Below are 18588 nucleotides of genomic sequence, written 5' to 3'. Positions count from 1 at the left end.
CGCCGATGCGGCTGGGGCCCGTCGGCACCTTCGTCCCGCACACCGCGCTCACGGTCGCGGACGTCACCGCGGGCGCCGGGCTCCCGGACGCCAAGGCCCGCTTCTACCGCGACTACCTCGGCTTCCGTGACGTTCCCCGAAGCGCCGGCCACTCGCTCGCCGACATGCTCACGGCGGCGGGCCGCGAGGCCCTGCGCGGCACGGACCCATGCGACATACGCCAGGTGCTGTACGCGCGCATCGGCGAGGAGGCGGGCCCGGCGGGGGCCGGTCCGGCTGAGACGGAACCCGCGGGGGCCGGACTGCTCGACGGCGTCCGCACCGCCCTCGGCCTCGACCACGCCCCGGCCTTCGCGGTCGGCCAGATGAACTGCGCCGCCGGCCTGTTCGCGCTCTTCCTGGCCGGACAGGTGACCGGGCCCGAGGCCGACGGGAGCGCGCTGCTGCTCGTCGGCGACCGGGTGGCCCGCCCGGAGCGGGGCGTCATCCCGGGGATCGCGGTCGTCGCCGACGCGGCCGCGGCATGTGTGGTGGGCCCGCGGGTGCCGGGCGATCCGCTGCTCGGCTCCGCCTTCCGGACGTACGGGCGGTTCTACCGCAGCCTCGGCGGCGCGGACCCCGACCGGGAGCGGGAGTACAGCCGGTTCTACGCGCCCGCCCTCGCCGCCGTCATCCAGGAGGCGCTGAGGGAGGCGGGCACCGAACCGGGCGGCGTACGGTGGATCGTCCCGCACAACGTCAACCGCCTGTCCTGGAAAGGCGTGGCCAAGGAGCTGGGCATCCCCTTCTCCCAGATCTTCCTCGACAACCTGCCGCGCCTGGGCCACGCCAACTGCGCCGACCCCTACCTCAACCTCGCCTCGCTGCGCGCCTCCGGGCGGCTCGAGCCGGGGGACCGGTATGTGATGGCCACCGTCGGCCTCGGCGCCACCTTCGGCGCGGTGGTCCTGCAACGAGAAGGCGGGCGAGGGAGCGAGGGAGGACGCGATGGAGAGCTTTGAGGCCGTCCAGGGGATCCGGGCCGCGGACCTGGCGGACCACTACGGCACTCCGCTGTACGTGTACGACGGCGAGCTGCTGGCGGGCGCGGTCCGGTCGCTCGCGGCGGCCCTGCCGTACCCCGTGGAGATCTTCTACTCCCTGAAGGCCAACCCCAACAGCAGCGTCTGCTCACTGCTGTTCGCACACGGCGCCCACGCCGAGGTCTCCTCGCTCGTCGAGCTGCGCACCGCCCGCACGGCCGGGGCCCGCCCCGAGAACATCATCTTCCTCGGCCCCGGAAAGAACGCCGACGACATCCGCGCCTGCGTCCAGGGCCGGGTGTACGCCATCGTCTGCGAGTCCTGGGAGGAGCTGGAGCTCATCGAGGCGACGGCGCGGCAGGCGGGGCTGCGGCAGCGGGTGCTGCTGCGCGTCAACCCCTCCTTCGGCGGCGCCGGTTCGCGGCTGGCCATGGGCGGCAAGCCCCGGCAGTTCGGCATCGACGAGGAGCAGGTGCTCAGGGCAAAGGACCGGTTGAGCGCGCTCACCCACGCCGTACCCCTGGGCGTACACGTCTATCTCGGCACCCGGATCCTCGACGCGGCGGCGATCGTGGAGAACACCGCCCAGGTGCTGGCGCTGGCCGAACGCGTCGCGGCGGCCACGGGCATCGAACTGGAGGCGGTGGACGTCGGCGGCGGGCTCGGGGTGGCGTACTTCGACCATGAACAGGACCTCGACCTCGACGCGCTGCGCGCGGGGCTCACACCCGTCGTGGGCGACTTCGCGCGCCGCCATCCGCGCACCCGGCTGCTCCTGGAGTCCGGGCGCTTCCTCACCGCCCGCGCCGGGGCCTATCTGGTGCGGGTTCAGTACGTGAAGGAATCCCGCGACACCTGGTTCGCCGTCACCGACGGTGGTACGCACCACCACATGGCGGCGGTCGGGGTCGGCTCCTACGCCCGCCGCAACTTCCCCGTCGCGGCGGTCGCGGGCGACCGCACCGGACCCGAGCGCCGCTGGCACATCACCGGCCCGCTGTGCACCCCGGAGGACACCCTCGCCCGCGGTGTGCCCCTGCCCGGCCTCGCGCCGGGCGATGTGCTGGCCGTGCTGCGGTCGGGCGCGTACGGCCCGACGGCCTCGCCCGGTCTCTTCCTCAGCCATGGGTTCCCGGCCGAGGTGCTGGTCCACGAGGGCCGCCCGCTGCTGGTCCGCGACCGGGACACCGCCGACGACCTGCTGCGCAAGCAGCGACACCACCAGTTTGTCCAGTGAGTAAGGGGAGGCCCGGGATGGACCGCGCACAGATGGTCGAGACGATCGGCAAGGCGGTGGCCTCGATGGTGCCGTACGCCGACACTCCGGTGGACGAGAGCAAGCGGCTCTTCGAGGACCTGGGACTCGACTCCACCAGCATCGTCGAGCTCATGATCGACCTGGAGGACAACGCGGGGGTGGTCGTCGACACGGACGCCATCGAACCGGACGTCTTCGAGACCGTCGGCTCGCTGGTCGACTTCCTGATGCGCGGCCTCCCGGCAGAGCGGTGAGGGATGGCGGACGCGCGGGGGGCGGGGCTGCGCCTGGGCGCGACCTGGGGGCTGGACTTCCCGGGGCCGGCCGACGGGCGCTCCTTCGTCGCGATGGGCGGCGAACTGCTGGCGGGAGCGCCGGGCGACGGCGGGCAGGACGTCCCGGGGTCCTCGGGGCCGGGGTTGCCGCGCCCGCTGGACTATCTGGTGGTGGCCCACGAGGCGTCTGACGCGGCCCCCGCCGGGCTGGTGGCGGGGTTCCTCGCCGACGCCTGCCCCGGCGAGCCGCGCGCCTTCTCCGTCGCCGACCAGGGGATCGGCGCCCCGTTCAGCGGTCTGAAGGTGCTCGACCGCATCCACCGGGGCGGGGGCCCGGTCGACGCCGCGCTGTTCGTGCTCGACCCGGCGGCCGGGGCGGTGCTGGTCCTCGGCGGGACGGGCGGCTGGGGCCTGGAGTCGGTGGCGGAGGAGCGGGTGGGGGAGCCTGCGGGGGATGTGGCGGACTGCCTGCCGCTGCTCGGGGCGGCGCCGCGTACCGCGTATGTCCTGGGCGACGGCCTGCGCGAGCCGTCGGGGGCCCTGGAGGAGGCGGGGGCCACGGTGCGGACGGCCGGGGCGGGGCACGGCTGCGCCGGGGTGTGGCGGGCGCTGCGCGGCGCGCTGGCGGACGCGGCGGAGGAGGGCGCCGAGCGGCTGGTGGTCGCGGACCGGGACCGGAGGCTGGGGCGGCTGCACCTCGCGGTGTTCGCTCGCCCCGGCGAGTGAGCCGAAGGGGCGCGACCCTGCGACAGGGGCCGAGGCGCCGGGCACCTCCCAGCGGTAACCCAGGGAGAACCGAGCCCAAAAACAGGGAGAACCGAGCCCAAAAAAGGGGGCGACCGCTCAGCTGCTGGACACCCCCTACCCATCGGCGGCGCCCGTCGTACGCTGGCGCGATATCGAGATTGCGCGAGCGGGGCCCGGGAAGTCTCAGGTCGTACCGACACGGCGGAGCGCACCCGTCCGGCCCTGTGCACACTGATCCGATCAACGAGCCCGACCCGGCTCCGTCATGGTCCGTCAAGGACTTGACGGGGGGCGACGGGGAGGGCTCAGCTTAGAGTTCACATGTTGGAGACAAGCCGGGCCTCACTGCTGCGGCCCGGCCGGCGGAGCGGCGGTCGTGTCGCCCGCGGAGACGTGGAGACAGGAGCGGATGGGCGTGGAGACTCCGGGATCGCAGTCGTCGCTGCACCGGGCCAACCTCGAGCGGGTGGTACGCGCGGTGCGCATGGCGGGTTCGCTCACCCAGGCGGAGATCGCCCGGACCACCGGGCTGTCCGCGGCCACCGTCTCCAATATCGTCCGTGAGCTCAAGGACGGCGGCACGGTCGAGGTCACCCCGACCTCGGCGGGCGGCCGCCGGGCGCGCAGCGTCTCGCTCAGCGGTGACGCGGGCATCGTGGTCGGCGTGGACTTCGGGCATACGCATCTGCGCGTGGCGATCGGCAACCTGGCCCACCAGGTGCTGGCCGAGGAGTCCGAGCCGCTGGATGTCGACGCCTCGGCGTCGCAGGGCCTGGACCGGGCGGAGCACCTGGTCAGCAGGTTGATCGCGGCGACCGGCATCAGCCAGGAGAAGGTGGTGGGCGTCGGCCTCGGCGTGCCGGCCCCGATCGACGTCGAGACCGGCACGCTCGGCTCGACCGCGATCCTGCCCGGCTGGGCGGGCACCAATCCGCGCGACGACCTGGCCCAGCGCCTCGGGGTGCCGGTGCACGTGGACAACGACGCCAACCTCGGCGCGCTCGGCGAGCTGGTGTGGGGCGCCGGGCGCGGCGTGGCCGACCTGGCGTACATCAAGGTCGCCGACGGTGTCGGCGCGGGCCTGGTGATCAGCGGCCATATCTACCGCGGGCCCGGCGGCACGGCCGGCGAGATCGGCCACATCACGCTGGACGAGTCGGGCCCGGTGTGCCGCTGCGGCAACCGCGGCTGCCTGGAGACGTTCACCGCGGCCCGGTATGTGCTGCCGCTGCTGTACTCCAGCCATGGCGTGGACCTGACCGTGGAGCGCATGGTGCAGCTCGCCCGGGACGGCGACCCCGGCTGCCGCCGGGTGATCGCGGACGTGGGCCGGCACATCGGCAGCGGTGTGGCGAACCTGTGCAATCTGATCAACCCGAGCCGGGTGGTGCTGGGCGGCCATCTCGCCGAGGCGGGGGAGCTGGTGCTCGGCCCGATCCGGGAGTCGGTCGCGCGCTACGCCATCCCGAGCGCGGCCCGCCGGCTGTCGGTGATGCCCGGGGCGCTCGGCGGCCGGGCCGAGGTGCTGGGCGCGCTCGCGTTGGTGCTGAGCGAGATGGGCGACTCGACACTGCTCGACGGCGCCCTGTCGGCCGGTACGCCCGCTCTCACCTGAGCGGGGCCGTTCGATCTGACCGCCTGACAGCTCCAAAGCTGGATCGAGCCGGGGTTCCGGGCACGGAATGTGCCCGGAACCCCGGCTTTTCTGCCTGGTCTGGACCTGATCACGCTGTGTTCACTCAGATAACGAATGGCACCGTTGCCATCTCGTTAAGGATTTACTTCTTGACGTCAAGCGAGCAGCCGAGTTGACTTCCGGTCACCTCGGCCGCAATGACGCGGCCTCGTCAGGGAGGTCACCCCCACCATGAACGCAACGATGCGTCGCGTCGTCGTCGCCACGGCCGCCGTCACGATGGCCGTCTCGCTCGCGGCCTGTGGCTCCGCCAAGGAAGCCGGCAAGAGCAAGGACGACGACAAAAAGAAGAAGACCGGCCCCCTCACCATCGGCCTGCTCCTGCCAGAAGACCAGACCGCCAGATACGAGGCGATGGACCACCCCTTGATCGAGAAGGAGATCAAGGCGGGCTGTGCGGACTGCAAGGTGGTGTACGCCAACGCCAAGTCGGACACCTCGGTGCAGCAGCAGCAGGTCGACTCGATGATCACCAAGAAGGTGGACGTGATCATCCTCGACTCGGTGGACTCCAAGGCCATCTCCAGCTCGGTCAAGAAGGCGGACGAGGCCGGAATCCCGGTCGTCGCGTACGACCGGCTCGCCGAGGGCCCGGTCTCCGCGTACACCTCGTTCGACAACGAGACGGTCGGCAAGGTGCAGGGCGAGGCGCTGCTCAAGGCGCTCGGCAACAAGGCCAAGTCCGGCAAGGTCGTCATGCTCAACGGCTGGGAGGCCGACCCGAACGCGGCGCTGTTCAAGAAGGGCGCGCTGTCGGTCCTGGAGGGCAAGGTCGACATCGGCAAGAAGTACGACATCGACCGCTGGCTGGCGGACGAGGCCAACAAGCAGATGACCGGTGCGATCAACTCCCTCGGCAAGGACAAGATCATCGGCGTCTACTCGGCCAACGACACCATGGCCGGCGGCGCGATCGCCGCGCTCAAGGCAGGCGGCGTCGACCCGCTGCCCCCGGTCACCGGCCAGGACGCCGAACTCGCGGGCGTCCAGCGGGTCCTGGCGGGCACGCAGTACATGAGCGTGTACAAGCCCTACGGCCAGGAGGCGGTGGCCGCCGCGAAGATGGCGCTCGCCCTCGGCCGCGGCGAGAAGGTCCCCGCCGAGACCACGGCCGACAGCCCGACCAAGAAGGGGATCCCGGCGACGCTGATCCCGCCGGTGTCGATGACCAAGGACAACATCAAGGACACCGTGGTCAAGGACGGCCTGTACAAGGTCTCCGACATCTGCACGCCCAAGTACAAGGCCGCGTGCGACGAGCTCGGCATCAAGTAGTGCGCCACCGGCCGCCCGTGGGCTACGGGCGGCCCGCCCCCGCTGTCGACACCGCACCACCGCCCCCACAGAAGGTGAGAGGAGAGAGAGCGCTCTCTCCTCTCCGTAACACCGCAGGGGCGTAACCCCTGCTCAGATCGGAGATGGCCATCGTGCCGAACGAACCCGTGTTGGCGTTGCGCGGGATCTCCAAGCGGTTCGGCGCCGTCCAGGCGCTGACGGACATACATCTGGAGGTCCACGCCGGTGAAGTGGTCGCCCTGGTCGGCGACAACGGCGCCGGCAAGTCGACCCTCGTCAAGGCGATCGCCGGAGTCGGCCCCGCCGACGAGGGCGTCCTCGAGTGGGAGGGCGGGCCGGTCCAGGTCAGCCGCCCGCACGACGCCCAGGAGCTGGGCATCGCGACCGTGTACCAGGACCTCGCCCTGTGCGACAACATCGACGTGGTCGGCAATCTCTTCCTCGGCCGCGAGATCCGGCGCGCCGGGGTGCTCGACGAGGTCGAGATGGAGCGCCGCTCCCGCGAGTTGCTGCAGACCCTGTCCATCCGGATTCCCAGCGTGCGGATCCCGATCGCCTCGCTCTCCGGCGGCCAGCGGCAGACCGTCGCCATCGCCCGCTCGATGCTCGGCGAGCCCAAGCTGGTGATCCTCGACGAGCCGACCGCGGCCCTGGGCGTCGAGCAGACCGCGCAGGTCCTCGACCTGGTCGAGCGGCTGCGCGAGCGCGGCCTGGCGGTGATCCTCATCAGCCACAACATGGCCGACGTCAAGGCCGTGGCGGACCGGGTCGCGGTGCTGCGGCTCGGCCGCAACAACGGCACCTTCGATGTGAAGACCACCTCTCAAGAAGAGATCATCTCCGCCATCACCGGCGCCACGGACAACGCCGTGACCCGCCGCAAGGCGCGTAACGCGGAGGTCGCCAAGTGACCACCAGGACCGACAAGACCGACGGCGGAGAGGGTGTGCAGGAGGCGGCCCCGGTCGCCAAGGACGCGGTCACCGCGGTCGACCCCCGGCTGCTGGTGCGCCAGGAGGGATTCAAGGGCTACCTCCAGGAGTTCGGCCGCAAGCTGCGCAGCGGTGAGCTGGGCGCGCTCCCCGTCATCGTCGGCATCGCCGTGATCTGGGCGGTCTACCAGATCAAGGACGACGCCTTCCTCTCGCCCAAGAACCTCTCCGACCTGTCGATTCTGATCGTCGGCACCGGCCTGATCTCGGTCGGCATCGTCTTCGTGCTGCTGCTCGGCGAGATCGACCTGTCCGTCGGCTCGCTCAGCGGTCTGGCCGCGAGCACCATGGCGGTGCTCAACATCAGGCACGGGGTGCCCGAAGTGCTCGCCGTCGTCATCGCGCTGGCCCTGGGCGCCGCCCTCGGCGCGCTGCACGGCTTCTTCTTCGCCAAGATCGGCACCCCGGCCTTCGTGGTCACCCTCGCCGGTCTGCTGGCCTGGAACGGGCTGATGCTCCAGGTGCTGGGCACCACCGGCACGCTCGACCTCGACGACGACGGCTTCGTGCAGAGTCTGTCCAGCCACTACTTCTCGCAGCTGATCGCCGCGTACGGGGCGGCCACGGTCGCCGTGGCCGGGTTCTTCCTGGCCCAGTTCCTGGGCGCGCGGCGGCGCAAGGCGGCCGGTATACCCTCCCGGCCGCTGAGCGAGATCCTGGTGCGCACCGCGGTGCTGGCCGTCATCGCCTACGCCGCGGCCTGGCGGCTCAACGAGTACAAGGGCCTGCCGCTGGCGCTCGTCATCTTCGTGGTGGTGCTGCTGGTCCTCGACTTCGTGGTGCGCCGCACCCCGTACGGGCGCAAGGTGATCGCGCTGGGCGGCAGCGTCGAGGCGTCCCGCCGCGCGGGCATCAATGTGGACGCGGTGCGGATCTCGGTGTACGCCCTGTCCGGGCTGATGGCCGCGTTCGGCGGAATCATGATCGCCTCCCGGATCGGCTCCGCGAGCCAGCAGGCCGGCACCGGCAATCTGCTCATGGAGGCGATCGCCGCCGCGGTCATCGGCGGCACCAGCCTCTTCGGCGGCCGCGGCTCGGTCTGGTCGGCGCTGCTCGGCATGCTGGTCATCGGCTCCATCGCGTCCGGCATGGCCCTGCTGGGTGTCGCCAACTCCGTGCAGTACATGATCACCGGTGCGGTGCTGCTGGCCGCGGTCGTGATCGACTCGGTCTCGCGGAGGACCCAGCGCTCGGCGGGGCGCGGCTGAGGGTTGACCGCCCCGTAGCCGGCCGCTGTGCCGTTTGTCACGTGCCCGGTACCGCTTCACGCGAGCGGTGCCGGGCACAGGTGTTCTGCCGCCGAACGCGTGACGTGTATCGCATGGGCCGGACCATCGCCCCCTGGGCGGAACATTAGACTCAGGCGGACCGGCAAGGCTCGACAGGCACGCGTGCAAAGACGCACGGCGGCAAACTCGACAGCAAGGAGGCACGGGTGCTGCTGACCCACATCAGGGGACCGCGGGATCTGGACCGGCTCACTCCGGAGCAGCTGGACCAGCTGGCCGCGGAGATCCGCACCTTCCTCGTCGACGCCGTCTCCAAGACCGGTGGCCATCTGGGCCCCAACCTCGGTGTGGTGGAGCTCACCATCGCCCTGCACCGGGTCTTCGACTCGCCCCGGGACAAGGTGCTCCTGGACACCGGCCACCAGTCCTACGTCCACAAACTCCTCACCGGCCGCCAGGACTTCTCCAGGCTCAAGAGCAAGGGCGGGCTGTCCGGCTACCCCTCGCGCGCCGAGTCCGAGCACGACGTCATCGAGAACAGCCACGCCTCCACCGTGCTGGGCTGGGCCGAGGGCCTGGCCAAGGCCAATGAGCTGCTGGGCAGGCAGGACCACGTGGTCGCGGTCATCGGTGACGGCGCGCTGACCGGCGGCATGGCCTGGGAGGCGCTGAACAACATCGCCGCCGCCAAGAACCGTCCGCTGGTCATCGTCGTGAACGACAACGAGTGGTCGTACTCGCCGACCATCGGCGGCTTGGCCAACCACCTGGCCACCCTCCGTACCACCGACGGCTATGAGCGCTTCCTGGCCCGCGGCAAGGACCTCCTGGAGCGCACCCCGGTCGTCGGCCGTCCGCTGTACGAGACGCTGCACGGCGCCAAGAAGGGGCTCAAGGACTTCATCGCCCCGCAGGGCATGTTCGAGGACCTGGGGCTGAAGTACGTCGGGCCGATCGACGGCCATGACATCCAGGCGCTGGAGTCCGCCTTCCAGCGGGCGAAGCGTTTCGGCGGCCCGGTCATCGTGCACTGTCTCACCGAGAAGGGCCGCGGCTACGCCCCGGCCGAACAGGACGAGACCGACCGCTTCCACGGCATCAGCCCGATCCACCCCGACACCGGGCTGCCGATCTCCGCGTCCGGCGCCGACTGGACCTCGGTCTTCGGCGACGAGATGGTCAAGCTCGGCGAGGAGCGCGAGGACATCGTCGCGATCACCGCGGCGATGCTGCACCCGGTGGGTCTCACCAAGTTCGCCAAGCGGTTCCCCGACCGGGTCTTCGACGTCGGCATCGCCGAGCAGCACGGCGCGGTCTCGGCGGCAGGCCTGGCGACCGGCGGGCTGCACCCGGTCTTCGCCGTCTACGCGACCTTCCTCAACCGCGCCTTCGACCAGGTCCTGATGGATGTGGCGCTGCACAAGTGCGGGGTGACCTTCGTCCTCGACCGGGCCGGGATCACCGGTACGGACGGCCCCTCGCACAACGGCATGTGGGACATGTCCCTCCTGCAGGTCGTCCCGGGGCTGCGGATCGCCGCCCCGCGCGACGCCGACCAGGTCCGCGCCCAGCTGCGCGAGGCCGTGGAGGTGGACGACGCCCCGACGGTGGTGCGCTACTCCAAGGGCGCGGTCGGCCCGGCGGTCCGGGCGGTGGGCCGGATCGGCGGCATGGACGTGCTGCGCGAGCCCGCCCCGGCCGACGCGGACCGGCCGGATGTGCTGCTGGTCTCGGTCGGCGCGCTGGCGCCGATGTGTCTGGAGGTGGCCGACCTCCTCGACAAACAGGGCATTTCCACCACGGTGGTGGACCCGCGCTGGGTCAAGCCCGTGGACGAGGAACTGCCCGCGCTCGCCGAGCGCCACCGCGTCGTGGTCACCGTCGAGGACAACATCCGCGTCGGTGGCGTGGGCTCCTCCATCGCGCAGGCGCTGCGCGACTCCGGGGTGGACATGCCGCTGCGCGACTTCGGCATCCCGCCCCGCTTCCTCGACCACGCCTCCCGCAAGGAGGTCATGGCCGAGATCGGGCTGACCGCCCCCGACATCGCCCGCCAGGTCACCGGCCTGGTCTCCAGGATCGGCGGACGCTACGAGGCAGACGCGGGAGGGCCGGCCGCCGCGGCCGAGCACGCCGGGACCGGGGCGGCGGCGCAGTCCGCCGCCGCCGAGCCCGTACGGGACTGACCCCGCGCCAGCACCTCCGGCCGGGCCGGTCGGGGCCGCCGCGCGACACGCGCGGTGCTCCGACCGGCCCAGTGCTCTTCCCCCGGCCTGGCCCCATCGGGTGAATCGGGAACGCCGAAGGGCGTGCATACATCACGCCTGCCCGGTTACCCCCACGATGGCGCGCACGGACAGGCGTGGAGGTGGCGCGGTGAACGGAAGAGAAGCGGACAGCGGAGGCGCCGGGAAGCGGGCCGGGGGCAGGGGCCGGGGAGGCCTCTTCAGGACCAAGTCCGTGGAACAGTCCATCCAGGACACCGAGGAGCCCGAGCACGCCCTGACCAGGACGCTCTCCGCCCTCGACCTGACCGTCTTCGGCGTCGGCGTGATCATCGGCACCGGTATCTTCGTGCTCACCGGAGCCGTGGCCAAGCAGCAGGCGGGGCCGGCGACCGCGCTCGCCTTCGTGGCCGCCGGGATCGCCTGTGCGCTGGCCGCGCTGTGCTACGCCGAGTTCGCCTCCACGGTGCCGGTGGCCGGGTCCGCGTACACCTTCTCGTACGCCTCGCTCGGCGAACTGCCCGCCTGGATCATCGGTTGGGACCTGGTCCTGGAATTCGCCCTGGCCACCGCCGTGGTGGCGGTGGGCTGGTCCGGCTATGTGCGTTCCCTGCTGGACAACGTGGGCTGGCATCTGCCGGATGCGCTGTCGGGCCCCGATGTGGCACACGGCTTCGGCTTCGACATCCTCGCCTTTCTGCTGGTGCTGCTGCTGACCGGGATCCTGGTCCTGGGCATGAAGCTGTCCGCGCGGGTCACGACGGTGGTGGTCGCGATCAAGGTGACCGTGGTGCTGCTGGTCATCATCGCCGGGTCCTTCTTCATCAACGCCGGGAACTACCACCCCTTCATCCCCGAGGCCCGGGGGACGGTCACCAGCGCCGGGCTCAAGGCCCCGCTGATCGAGGTGATGTTCGGGTACCAGCCGACCTCGTTCGGCGTCCAGGGCATCTTCACCGCCGCCGCCGTGGTCTTCTTCGCCTTCATCGGCTTCGACATCGTGGCCACCACGGCCGAGGAGACCAGAAACCCGCAGCGCGACATGCCGCGCGGCATCCTCGGCTCGCTCTTCATCTGCACCGTGCTCTATGTCGCGGTGTCCATCGTGGTCACCGGCATGCAGAAGTACACCGAACTGTCGGTGGACGCCCCGCTCGCCGACGCCTTCAAGGCGACCGGACACCCCTTCTACGCGGGCCTCATCAGCTTCGGCGCGGCGATCGGGCTCACCACCGTCTGTCTGATCCTGCTGCTCGGGCAGACCCGCGTCTTCTTCGCCATGAGCCGCGACGGACTGCTGCCCAGGGTCTTCTCGAAGGTGCACCCGAAGTACGCCACGCCGTACCGCTCGACGGTCGTGCTCGGCGTCGTCATCGCCGTCGTCGCCGGGTTCACCAGCATCTCCGAACTGGCGGCGCTGGTGAACATCGGCACACTCTTCGCCTTCGTCGTGGTCGCCCTCGGCGTCATCGTGCTGCGCCGCACCCGCCCCGATCTGCCCCGCGCCTTCCGCGCCCCCTGGGTGCCGGTGCTGCCGATCGCCTCGATCGCCGCCTCGCTGTGGCTGATGCTGAACCTGCCCACCGAGACCTGGGTGCGGTTCGGGGTGTGGATGGCGATCGGCTTCCTCGCCTACTTCCTCTACGGGCGCCGGCACAGCAGGCTGGGCGCGGCGGAGGGCGGCGCGAAGGCGCCGCCCCGGCCCGGGCCCTGAGCGGCTGGGTCGCTCAGGCCGTGAGGCGCTGCTGCAGATCCGCCACGACCTCGTCCGCGGCCATCACCCCGAGGCCCAGGTACCAGGTCTCGTCCGGGACGTCGGTGGCGCGTCCCGCCTTGACCGCCTTGAGGTTCTTCCACAGTGGGTTGCCCTGGGCCTTGGAGCGGTCCGTGGCCTTCGGGTCGCCGTAGACGCCTGTGAAGATGTAGTCGGCGTCGGCCTTGTCGATGTTCTCGGCGCTGATCTCGGTGGCCAGGTCCTCCACGTCCTGGTTCTTCGGGCGCGGGATATGAGCGTCCTTCAGGATGGTGCCGATGAACGAGGCGTTGGCGTAGAGGCGGATCACACCGTCGGGCATGAACCGGAGCATGGAGACGGTCGGCTTCTCGGCGCCCAGCTTGGTGTCCAGCGCCTTGACCTTCTTGTCGTACTCGGCGAGCTCCGCCTTGGCCTCGGCCGTCTTGTCCAGCGCGGCGGCGTTGAGGAGGTAGTTCTGCTTCCAGGTGAAGCCGGGGCGGATGGAGAAGACGGTCGGCGCTATCTTCGACAGCTCGTCGTACTTGTCCGCGGCGCGCAGCTGGCTGCCGAGGATCAGATCGGGCTTGAGCGCGGCGATCGCCTCGAGGTTGAGGTTGTTGATGGTGCCGACGTTCTTCGGGTCGCCCGCCTCCTTCTTCAGGTACGACGGGAGCTCCGGGGAGCCCTCGGTGGGCGCGAGGCCGACCGGCTTGATGCCGAGCGACACCACGTTGTCCAGCTCGCCGACGTCCAGTACGACCACCCGCTTGGGCTGGGCCTTGAGCTCGGTCTTCCCCATGGCGTGGGTGATGGTGCGCGGCCACTGGCCGGCCTTGGCGTCCGTGCCCATCGCGGCGGTCTTCCTGGCCGCGCTCGCGAAGTCCTTGCCGTCCTTGGACACGGACTTCTTGTCGCCCTGCCCGCTGCCGCCTTCCTTCCCGCCCTCCGCGCTGTCGGAGGAGCCGCAGGCCACGAGGGAGAGCGCGGCGGCGACGGCGAGGGCGACGGCGGCGGTACCGCGACGTCGATAGGACATGGGAAGGCTCCTGTCACAGGCAGTTCTTAGGCGAGGCTTACCTTATGGTGCGCGGGGGTGCGGCGGTAGCACCACCCCCGTCGGCACCATCGCCGACAGCACGGCCCCCGCCCTGCGCCCACGGGGCGCCCGGCACCACCAGCGGATCGCCCGTCACCGGATCCGGTACGACCACCGAGGCCAGCCCGAAGACCTCCTGCACCAGCTCCGCGGTGACGACGTCGCCCGGCGCGCCCTCCGCCACGATCCGCCCGGCCCGCATCGCGATCAGGTGGTCGGCGTAGCGCGCCGCCTGGTTCAGATCGTGCAGCACCGCGACCACGGTACGGCCGCGGTCATGGTTGAGCTGCCGGACCAGGTCCAGCACCTCCACCTGGTGGGCGATGTCCAGGTAGGTCGTCGGCTCGTCGAGCAGCAGCAGATCGGTGTCCTGGGCCAGGGCCATGGCGATCCACACGCGCTGCCGCTGGCCGCCGGAGAGCTCGTCGACCGGGCGCGTCGCGAGTTCGGCGGTCCCGGTGCGCTCCATGGCCTCGCCGACGGCCCGCTCGTCCGCCTCCGACCACTGCTGCCACCACCTCTGGTGCGGCTGCCGCCCGCGCGAGACCAGATCCGCCACCGTGATCCCCTCCGGCGGCACCGGGGTCTGCGGCAGCAGCCCGATCGCCTGGGCGATCCGCTTGGTCGGCAGGCGGGACAGCTCGGTGCCGTCCAGCAGCACCGCGCCGCGCCGCGGCCGCAGCAGCCGGCCGAGCGCGCGCAGCAGGGTGGACTTGCCGCATGCGTTGGGACCGACGATCACCGTGACCTTCCCGTGCGGGATCTCCAGGTCGAGACCGTCGACGACCGTGCGGTCCTCGTACGCGAGGGTCAGCCCCCGCGCGGTCAGGCGGTTGTCGGTCACGCGGTGCCTCCGGAACGGCTACGGGTGCGGATGAGCAGCCACATCAGATACGGGGCGCCCACCAAGGCGGTGAACACGCCGACCGGCAGCTCGGTCGGCGAGAAGAGCCTGCGGGCCAGCAGATCCGCGACGACCACGACCAGCGCCCCGGTCAGCGCCGAACACAGCAGCGGCGGCTGCTCGGTACGGGCGACCCGGCGCGCGATCTGCGGAGCGAGCAGCGCCACGAAGTCCACCGGACCGGCGGCGCCGGTGGCAACCGACGCGAGGACCACCCCGAGGGCGCTCAGCCCCAGCCGGACCCGGTCAAGACGGACGCCGAGCGCGGTGGCCGTGTCGTCGTCCAGCGACACCCCGCGCCGCGCCCGGGCCGCCCACAGCAGCGGCACCACCAGGAGCAGCAGCGCCGTCGCCAGCGGCGCGGCCTGGTCGTAACCGCGGCCGTTGAGCGACCCGGTGAGCCAGACCTTGGCCTGCTGGGCCACCAGATAGTCGCCCTTGGTCAGGAACAGCCGGGACAGCGAGCCGAGGGCCACCGAGATCCCGATGCCGATGAGGACGAAGCGGGAGGCGCTGAGCCCCTTGCGCCAGGCGAAGACATAGACCAGCGCGGCGGCCGCGAGCCCGCCGCCGACCGACACATACGGCAGGGCGGTGTACGAGGTGATGCCGAAGGTCATGGCGGCGACCGTGGCGGCGCCCGCGCCGTGCGTCACCCCGATGACGTCGGGGCTGGCGAGCGGGTTGCGGGCCATGGTCTGGATGAGCGCACCGGCCAGCCCGAAGGCCACGCCGACCAGCAGCCCGGTCACCAGGCGCGGCAGCCGCAGGGTGCCCACCACCAGCTCGTCGGGGCTGGGCTGCCCCAGCAGCACCCGTACGACCTCGGTCGGCGGGACGAACGACTCGCCGACGCACAGCGACGCCACGACGGCCACGGCCAGCGCGGCGGCCAGGACGACGGCCGCGACCACGGCCCCGCGGTGCACGAGGAAGCTGCCCCGCCCGGCCCTGACCACGGTGTACCCGGCGGCGTGCACGGCCCCTCGGGAGACGGTGCTCACGCTGTCACCACCGCCTTCCTGCGCACCAGGGCGATCAGGAACGGCACGCCCGCCAGGGCGGTCATCACGGACACCGGCACCTCCGAGGGCGGGAAGACGATACGGCCGATGACATCCGAGGTGAGGATCATCACCGGGCCGAGCAGCGCGGCCATCGGCAGCAGCCAGCGGTGGCCGCTGCCGACGAGGGCGCGCGCGATATGCGGAACGGCGAGGCCCGTGAAGGCGATCGGGCCCGCGGCGGCGACCGCGACACCCGTCAGCACCGTCGCGCCCACGGTGCCACCCATCCGCAGCAGCGCGACATTGCGGCCGAGCCCCCGGGCGACGTCGTCGCCGAGGGCGAGCGCGTCGAGCCCCCGGGCCATCGCCAGCACCAGCACCAGCCCGGCGGCCAGGAAGGGCCAGGTCTGGCCCGCGATCGTGGCGTCACGCCCGCCGAGCGAGCCCACGTCCCAGAACCGGAACTCGTCCAGGGCCCGGGCGTTGGTGGTGACGATCGCCGAGACCACCGAGGCGATGAACGCGTTCATCGCGGCACCGGCCAGGGCGAGTTTGACCGGGGACGCGCCCCCGCGCCCGCTGCTGGCCACCGCGTACACGCACACCGCCGCGAGCGCCGCGCCCGTGAAGGCGAACCACACGTACCCGTTCAGCGTGTGCACCCCGAAGAACGCGATCGCGCAGACCACGCCCAGCGAGGCCCCCTGGCTGATGCCCAGGATGCCGGGCTCGGCGATCGGATTGCGGGTGATTCCCTGCAGTACGGTGCCGGCCACGGCGAGGGCGACCCCCACCATGACGCCGATGACGGTCCGCGGCACCCGCAGGGACCGTACGACCTGGGCGTTGTCGCTCGTGCCACCGTGCAGCAGCGCGTCATAGACCTCGCCGATGGCGATCTGGCGGCTGCCGACCGCCAGGCTGAGCACCACGGCGGCCAGGAGCAGCAGCGCCGCCGCGGATATCCAGCCGACGCGGCGGCGCGCGACTCCCGACATTCGCCTTCTCTCTTCCGTACTCTTAGCCAAGGCTTGCCTAAGAGTACGTGGCGCCGGTGGCCCGCTCAGTCGGCGGGGCGGATCGCGCGCGGGCCCGTGACCTCGGCCCCCAGCGCCCGCACCCGCTCCCGCAGCTCCCGGTCGGCGGTCACCACCCAACACGGCCGCCCCGGCTCGCGGGCCGCCACCACCTCCACGATCCGGTCGTCCCCGCTGCCCGGCGCCGCCTCCACCCGTACCCTCGGCACGGGCGCGATATCGCGCGCGGCGCCCTCGACGACCAACACGATGTCCACGGGCGGCCGCCCGGCCCACTCCGGAACCCCGGGACGGGGTGGCAGCCCGCGTTCGGCGAGGGCGGCCAGCCGGTCCCGCAGCCGCTCGGCCGCGCCGCGCCGGTCCCGCCACCAGCCGTCGGGCACCGAACCGATGACATTCGCCGCGTCCACGACGACCAGACCTTCCATAGGGGAGGCAAAATACTATGGGTGGCGCCGCGTCAGCAGGGGTGACGCGCAAGCCCTATGGGGCTCACCCAGGGGGAACGACGTCAGGGAAGGTTGCAGCGGGCCATGGCGTTGCGGTTGCTCCGCGGCAAGGACGGCAGACTCACGGCCTACGCACCGGTGGCGGGCGGCATCGCCCGCTGGACCGAGGAGCGGCCCGGGGGCCCGCGGTGGACCGGGCCGCGGCTGATCGAGGTGCCGGGTCTCACGGCGCTGACGGTGGCCCAGGGCGCGGACGGCTACGCCCATTTGCTGGGGCTGCGGCACCGGCAGGGCGGCGGCGAAGGCCCGGACGTGGATGTCGTCCACGCCACCCAGTTCCAGACCGGCAGGCCCCTGACGGCCTGGCACTCGCTGGGCACCCCGCACCCCAAGGACCGGCGCAAGGCACAGCGGACCGGGGCGCCGGCCGCGGCCGTGGACTCCACCGGGGCCGTGCACGTCTTCGTCCGCAACGCCGGGCGCGGGGTCAGCGCGCGGCGCCAGGACGCCAAGGGCAAGTGGGGCGGGTGGACCGACCTCAAGGGCACCGGCGTACTGGACGGGCTGTCCGCGACCGCGACCGCCGACGGACGCGTCGAACTGCTCGCCCCCGCGGGCCGCGGCGCGCTGCGCTGGTACCAGCCCGAGCCCGGCGCCGCGTACGAGCGCGCCGAGGACATCGCCGCCCGCCCCGAGGCGGCCTCCGCAGCCGCCCTCGCCGGCGGCCGCGACACGGTCACGCACTACTGGCGCGACGCGGAGGGTCGCGGCGTGCTGGCCTGGCGGCCCGGCGCGGACGAGCCGGCGCCGCTCGGCGGGGAGACGGGCACCGGGCCGGTCGCGGTGGTCCGTACGACCGTGGACGGCCACGACTGCACGGTGCTGGCCCACCGCGACGCCAAGACCGGGCGTCTCGGCGTCGCGGCGCACCCGACGGAGGACGAGGCGGCGGGGGTGTGGTGGACGCCCTCGGGCGAGGCGGGCACGGGATGGCCCGCGCTGGCCCTGGACGGCCTGGGCCTGGTCGTGCTCGCCGCGCTCGCGGGCGACGGCGCCCTGCTGGTGGCCCGCCAGAAGACGGACGAGGCGGGGCTGGCGCTGCGGGCGTGGGGGCGGGTGGGGGAGTGAAGGTTTGGGCCTGCCCGCTGCTCAGCCGATGGGGTCCAGATCACCAATGGTCCAGGCGCCCACCTCGGACAGCGGCACCCGCAGCAGCCCGTAATCGTCGATGGGGACGGCGGGGCCGCCGGTGACGATCCGCGCCCAGGTCAGATGGATGTGGGTGGTTTCGGGCTCATGGCGCAGCATATCCGCGGCGAAATCCTTGGCGAATTCGGTCAGCGAACTCTTCTCGGACAGCAGGCTCATGTGCTGCCTGAGCCATTCGTCGCGGGGGAGAATGGCGCCGGTGATGATGACGCCGCCCACCACGATGGTGATGGGGAGCGGGGCTTCGTAGTCTTCGTCGTCGGTTCGGCTGACGAGCTTTTCCAGCAGTGCGTCGTCGTACATGATGAAATCTCCAGATGTTCGGGATTGGCTAGCCGCGGCCGTCGCAGGCCTTGCAGTCGCCGCTGCCGCGGCAGCTGTCGCACTTCCACACGCCGCGGTATCCGGAGC

Annotated in this window: 17 protein-coding genes; 11 read left to right on the top strand and 6 right to left on the bottom strand. The window is 71.8% G+C overall.

The annotated features are described in order from the left end of the window. Positions 1 to 5 precede the first annotated feature (5 nt). From ACFZDL_RS01890 to ACFZDL_RS01845, 10 genes are all read left to right on the top strand, one after another. The gene (locus ACFZDL_RS01890) at positions 6 to 1001 is read left to right on the top strand and encodes a 3-oxoacyl-[acyl-carrier-protein] synthase III C-terminal domain-containing protein (RefSeq protein WP_353591058.1); all 996 of its coding nucleotides are present in this window, start codon (positions 6 to 8) and stop codon (positions 999 to 1001) included. Beyond that, the gene (locus tag ACFZDL_RS01885) at positions 988 to 2259 is read left to right on the top strand and encodes a type III PLP-dependent enzyme (RefSeq protein ID WP_353591059.1); all 1272 of its coding nucleotides are present in this window, start codon (positions 988 to 990) and stop codon (positions 2257 to 2259) included. Before ACFZDL_RS01890 ends, ACFZDL_RS01885 begins: the two co-directional genes overlap by 14 nt. A 17-nt stretch (positions 2260 to 2276) precedes the next feature. Continuing rightward, positions 2277 to 2534, top strand: a complete 258-nt coding sequence (locus ACFZDL_RS01880) for a phosphopantetheine-binding protein (protein ID WP_353591060.1) — start codon at positions 2277 to 2279, stop codon at positions 2532 to 2534. Positions 2535 to 2537: 3 nt separating this feature from the next. Then, a complete protein-coding gene (locus ACFZDL_RS01875; RefSeq protein ID WP_353591061.1) occupies positions 2538 to 3281 on the top strand; it encodes a hypothetical protein in 744 nt (247 codons plus the stop codon). A 436-nt stretch (positions 3282 to 3717) separates the two neighbouring features. Then, on the top strand, positions 3718 to 4917 hold the full coding sequence (locus ACFZDL_RS01870) for an ROK family transcriptional regulator (protein ID WP_353591062.1): 1200 nt from the start codon (positions 3718 to 3720) through the stop codon (positions 4915 to 4917). Between the two features lie 252 nt (positions 4918 to 5169). Further along, the gene (locus tag ACFZDL_RS01865; RefSeq protein ID WP_353591063.1) at positions 5170 to 6273 is read left to right on the top strand and encodes a substrate-binding domain-containing protein; all 1104 of its coding nucleotides are present in this window, start codon (positions 5170 to 5172) and stop codon (positions 6271 to 6273) included. A 143-nt stretch (positions 6274 to 6416) separates the two neighbouring features. Further along, on the top strand, positions 6417 to 7205 hold the full coding sequence (locus tag ACFZDL_RS01860; RefSeq protein ID WP_353591064.1) for an ATP-binding cassette domain-containing protein: 789 nt from the start codon (positions 6417 to 6419) through the stop codon (positions 7203 to 7205). Further along, positions 7202 to 8494 (top strand): sugar ABC transporter permease, encoded by a 1293-nt coding sequence (locus ACFZDL_RS01855; protein WP_353591065.1) that lies wholly within the window; start codon positions 7202 to 7204, stop codon positions 8492 to 8494. The genes ACFZDL_RS01860 and ACFZDL_RS01855 overlap by 4 nt, the downstream gene beginning before the upstream one ends. Before the next feature lie 227 nt (positions 8495 to 8721). Further along, entirely contained in the window at positions 8722 to 10701 is a 1980-nt protein-coding gene (dxs, locus tag ACFZDL_RS01850; protein WP_353591066.1) for a 1-deoxy-D-xylulose-5-phosphate synthase, read from the top strand. 274 nt (positions 10702 to 10975) lie between these two features. Next, positions 10976 to 12454 carry an amino acid permease gene (locus tag ACFZDL_RS01845; RefSeq protein WP_353591067.1) on the top strand — a complete coding sequence of 493 codons (1479 nt, stop codon included), beginning with the start codon at positions 10976 to 10978 and terminating at the stop codon, positions 12452 to 12454. Between the two features lie 13 nt (positions 12455 to 12467). Here the strand turns inward: ACFZDL_RS01845 and ACFZDL_RS01840 are convergent, their stop codons facing one another. The 5 genes from ACFZDL_RS01840 to ACFZDL_RS01820 all read right to left on the bottom strand — a co-directional run bounded on the left by ACFZDL_RS01840 (position 12468) and on the right by ACFZDL_RS01820 (position 16947). Beyond that, positions 12468 to 13511 (bottom strand): iron-siderophore ABC transporter substrate-binding protein, encoded by a 1044-nt coding sequence (locus ACFZDL_RS01840; RefSeq protein WP_353591068.1) that lies wholly within the window; start codon positions 13509 to 13511, stop codon positions 12468 to 12470. A 37-nt stretch (positions 13512 to 13548) separates the two neighbouring features. Further along, complete coding sequence (locus tag ACFZDL_RS01835) at positions 13549 to 14415, bottom strand: ABC transporter ATP-binding protein (protein ID WP_353591069.1); 867 nt, start codon at positions 14413 to 14415, stop codon at positions 13549 to 13551. Beyond that, positions 14412 to 15479: an iron chelate uptake ABC transporter family permease subunit gene (locus ACFZDL_RS01830; protein WP_353591070.1), complete on the bottom strand. Its 1068-nt coding sequence runs from the start codon at positions 15477 to 15479 to the stop codon at positions 14412 to 14414. Before ACFZDL_RS01830 ends, ACFZDL_RS01835 begins: the two co-directional genes overlap by 4 nt. Further along, positions 15476 to 16480, bottom strand: a complete 1005-nt coding sequence (locus tag ACFZDL_RS01825) for an iron ABC transporter permease (protein WP_353591071.1) — start codon at positions 16478 to 16480, stop codon at positions 15476 to 15478. The genes ACFZDL_RS01830 and ACFZDL_RS01825 overlap by 4 nt, the downstream gene beginning before the upstream one ends. Positions 16481 to 16545: 65 nt before the next feature. Continuing rightward, the gene (locus ACFZDL_RS01820) at positions 16546 to 16947 is read right to left on the bottom strand and encodes an NTP pyrophosphohydrolase (protein WP_353591072.1); all 402 of its coding nucleotides are present in this window, start codon (positions 16945 to 16947) and stop codon (positions 16546 to 16548) included. Between the two features lie 105 nt (positions 16948 to 17052). On the opposite strand from ACFZDL_RS01820, the gene ACFZDL_RS01815 reads away from it, so the two are divergent. Beyond that, a complete protein-coding gene (locus ACFZDL_RS01815) occupies positions 17053 to 18096 on the top strand; it encodes a hypothetical protein (protein ID WP_353591073.1) in 1044 nt (347 codons plus the stop codon). A 21-nt stretch (positions 18097 to 18117) separates the two neighbouring features. On the opposite strand, the gene ACFZDL_RS01810 is transcribed toward ACFZDL_RS01815, so the two are convergent. Next, complete coding sequence (locus ACFZDL_RS01810; RefSeq protein ID WP_353591074.1) at positions 18118 to 18480, bottom strand: hypothetical protein; 363 nt, start codon at positions 18478 to 18480, stop codon at positions 18118 to 18120. Positions 18481 to 18588 lie beyond the last annotated feature (108 nt).

It is taken from the genome of Streptomyces sp. NPDC007917 (genome assembly GCF_042959105.1).
Lineage (GTDB): Bacteria > Actinomycetota > Actinomycetes > Streptomycetales > Streptomycetaceae > Streptomyces.
The sequence above is the reverse complement of the archived record's forward strand: the minus strand, read 5'-3'. Positions and strand labels throughout refer to the sequence as shown.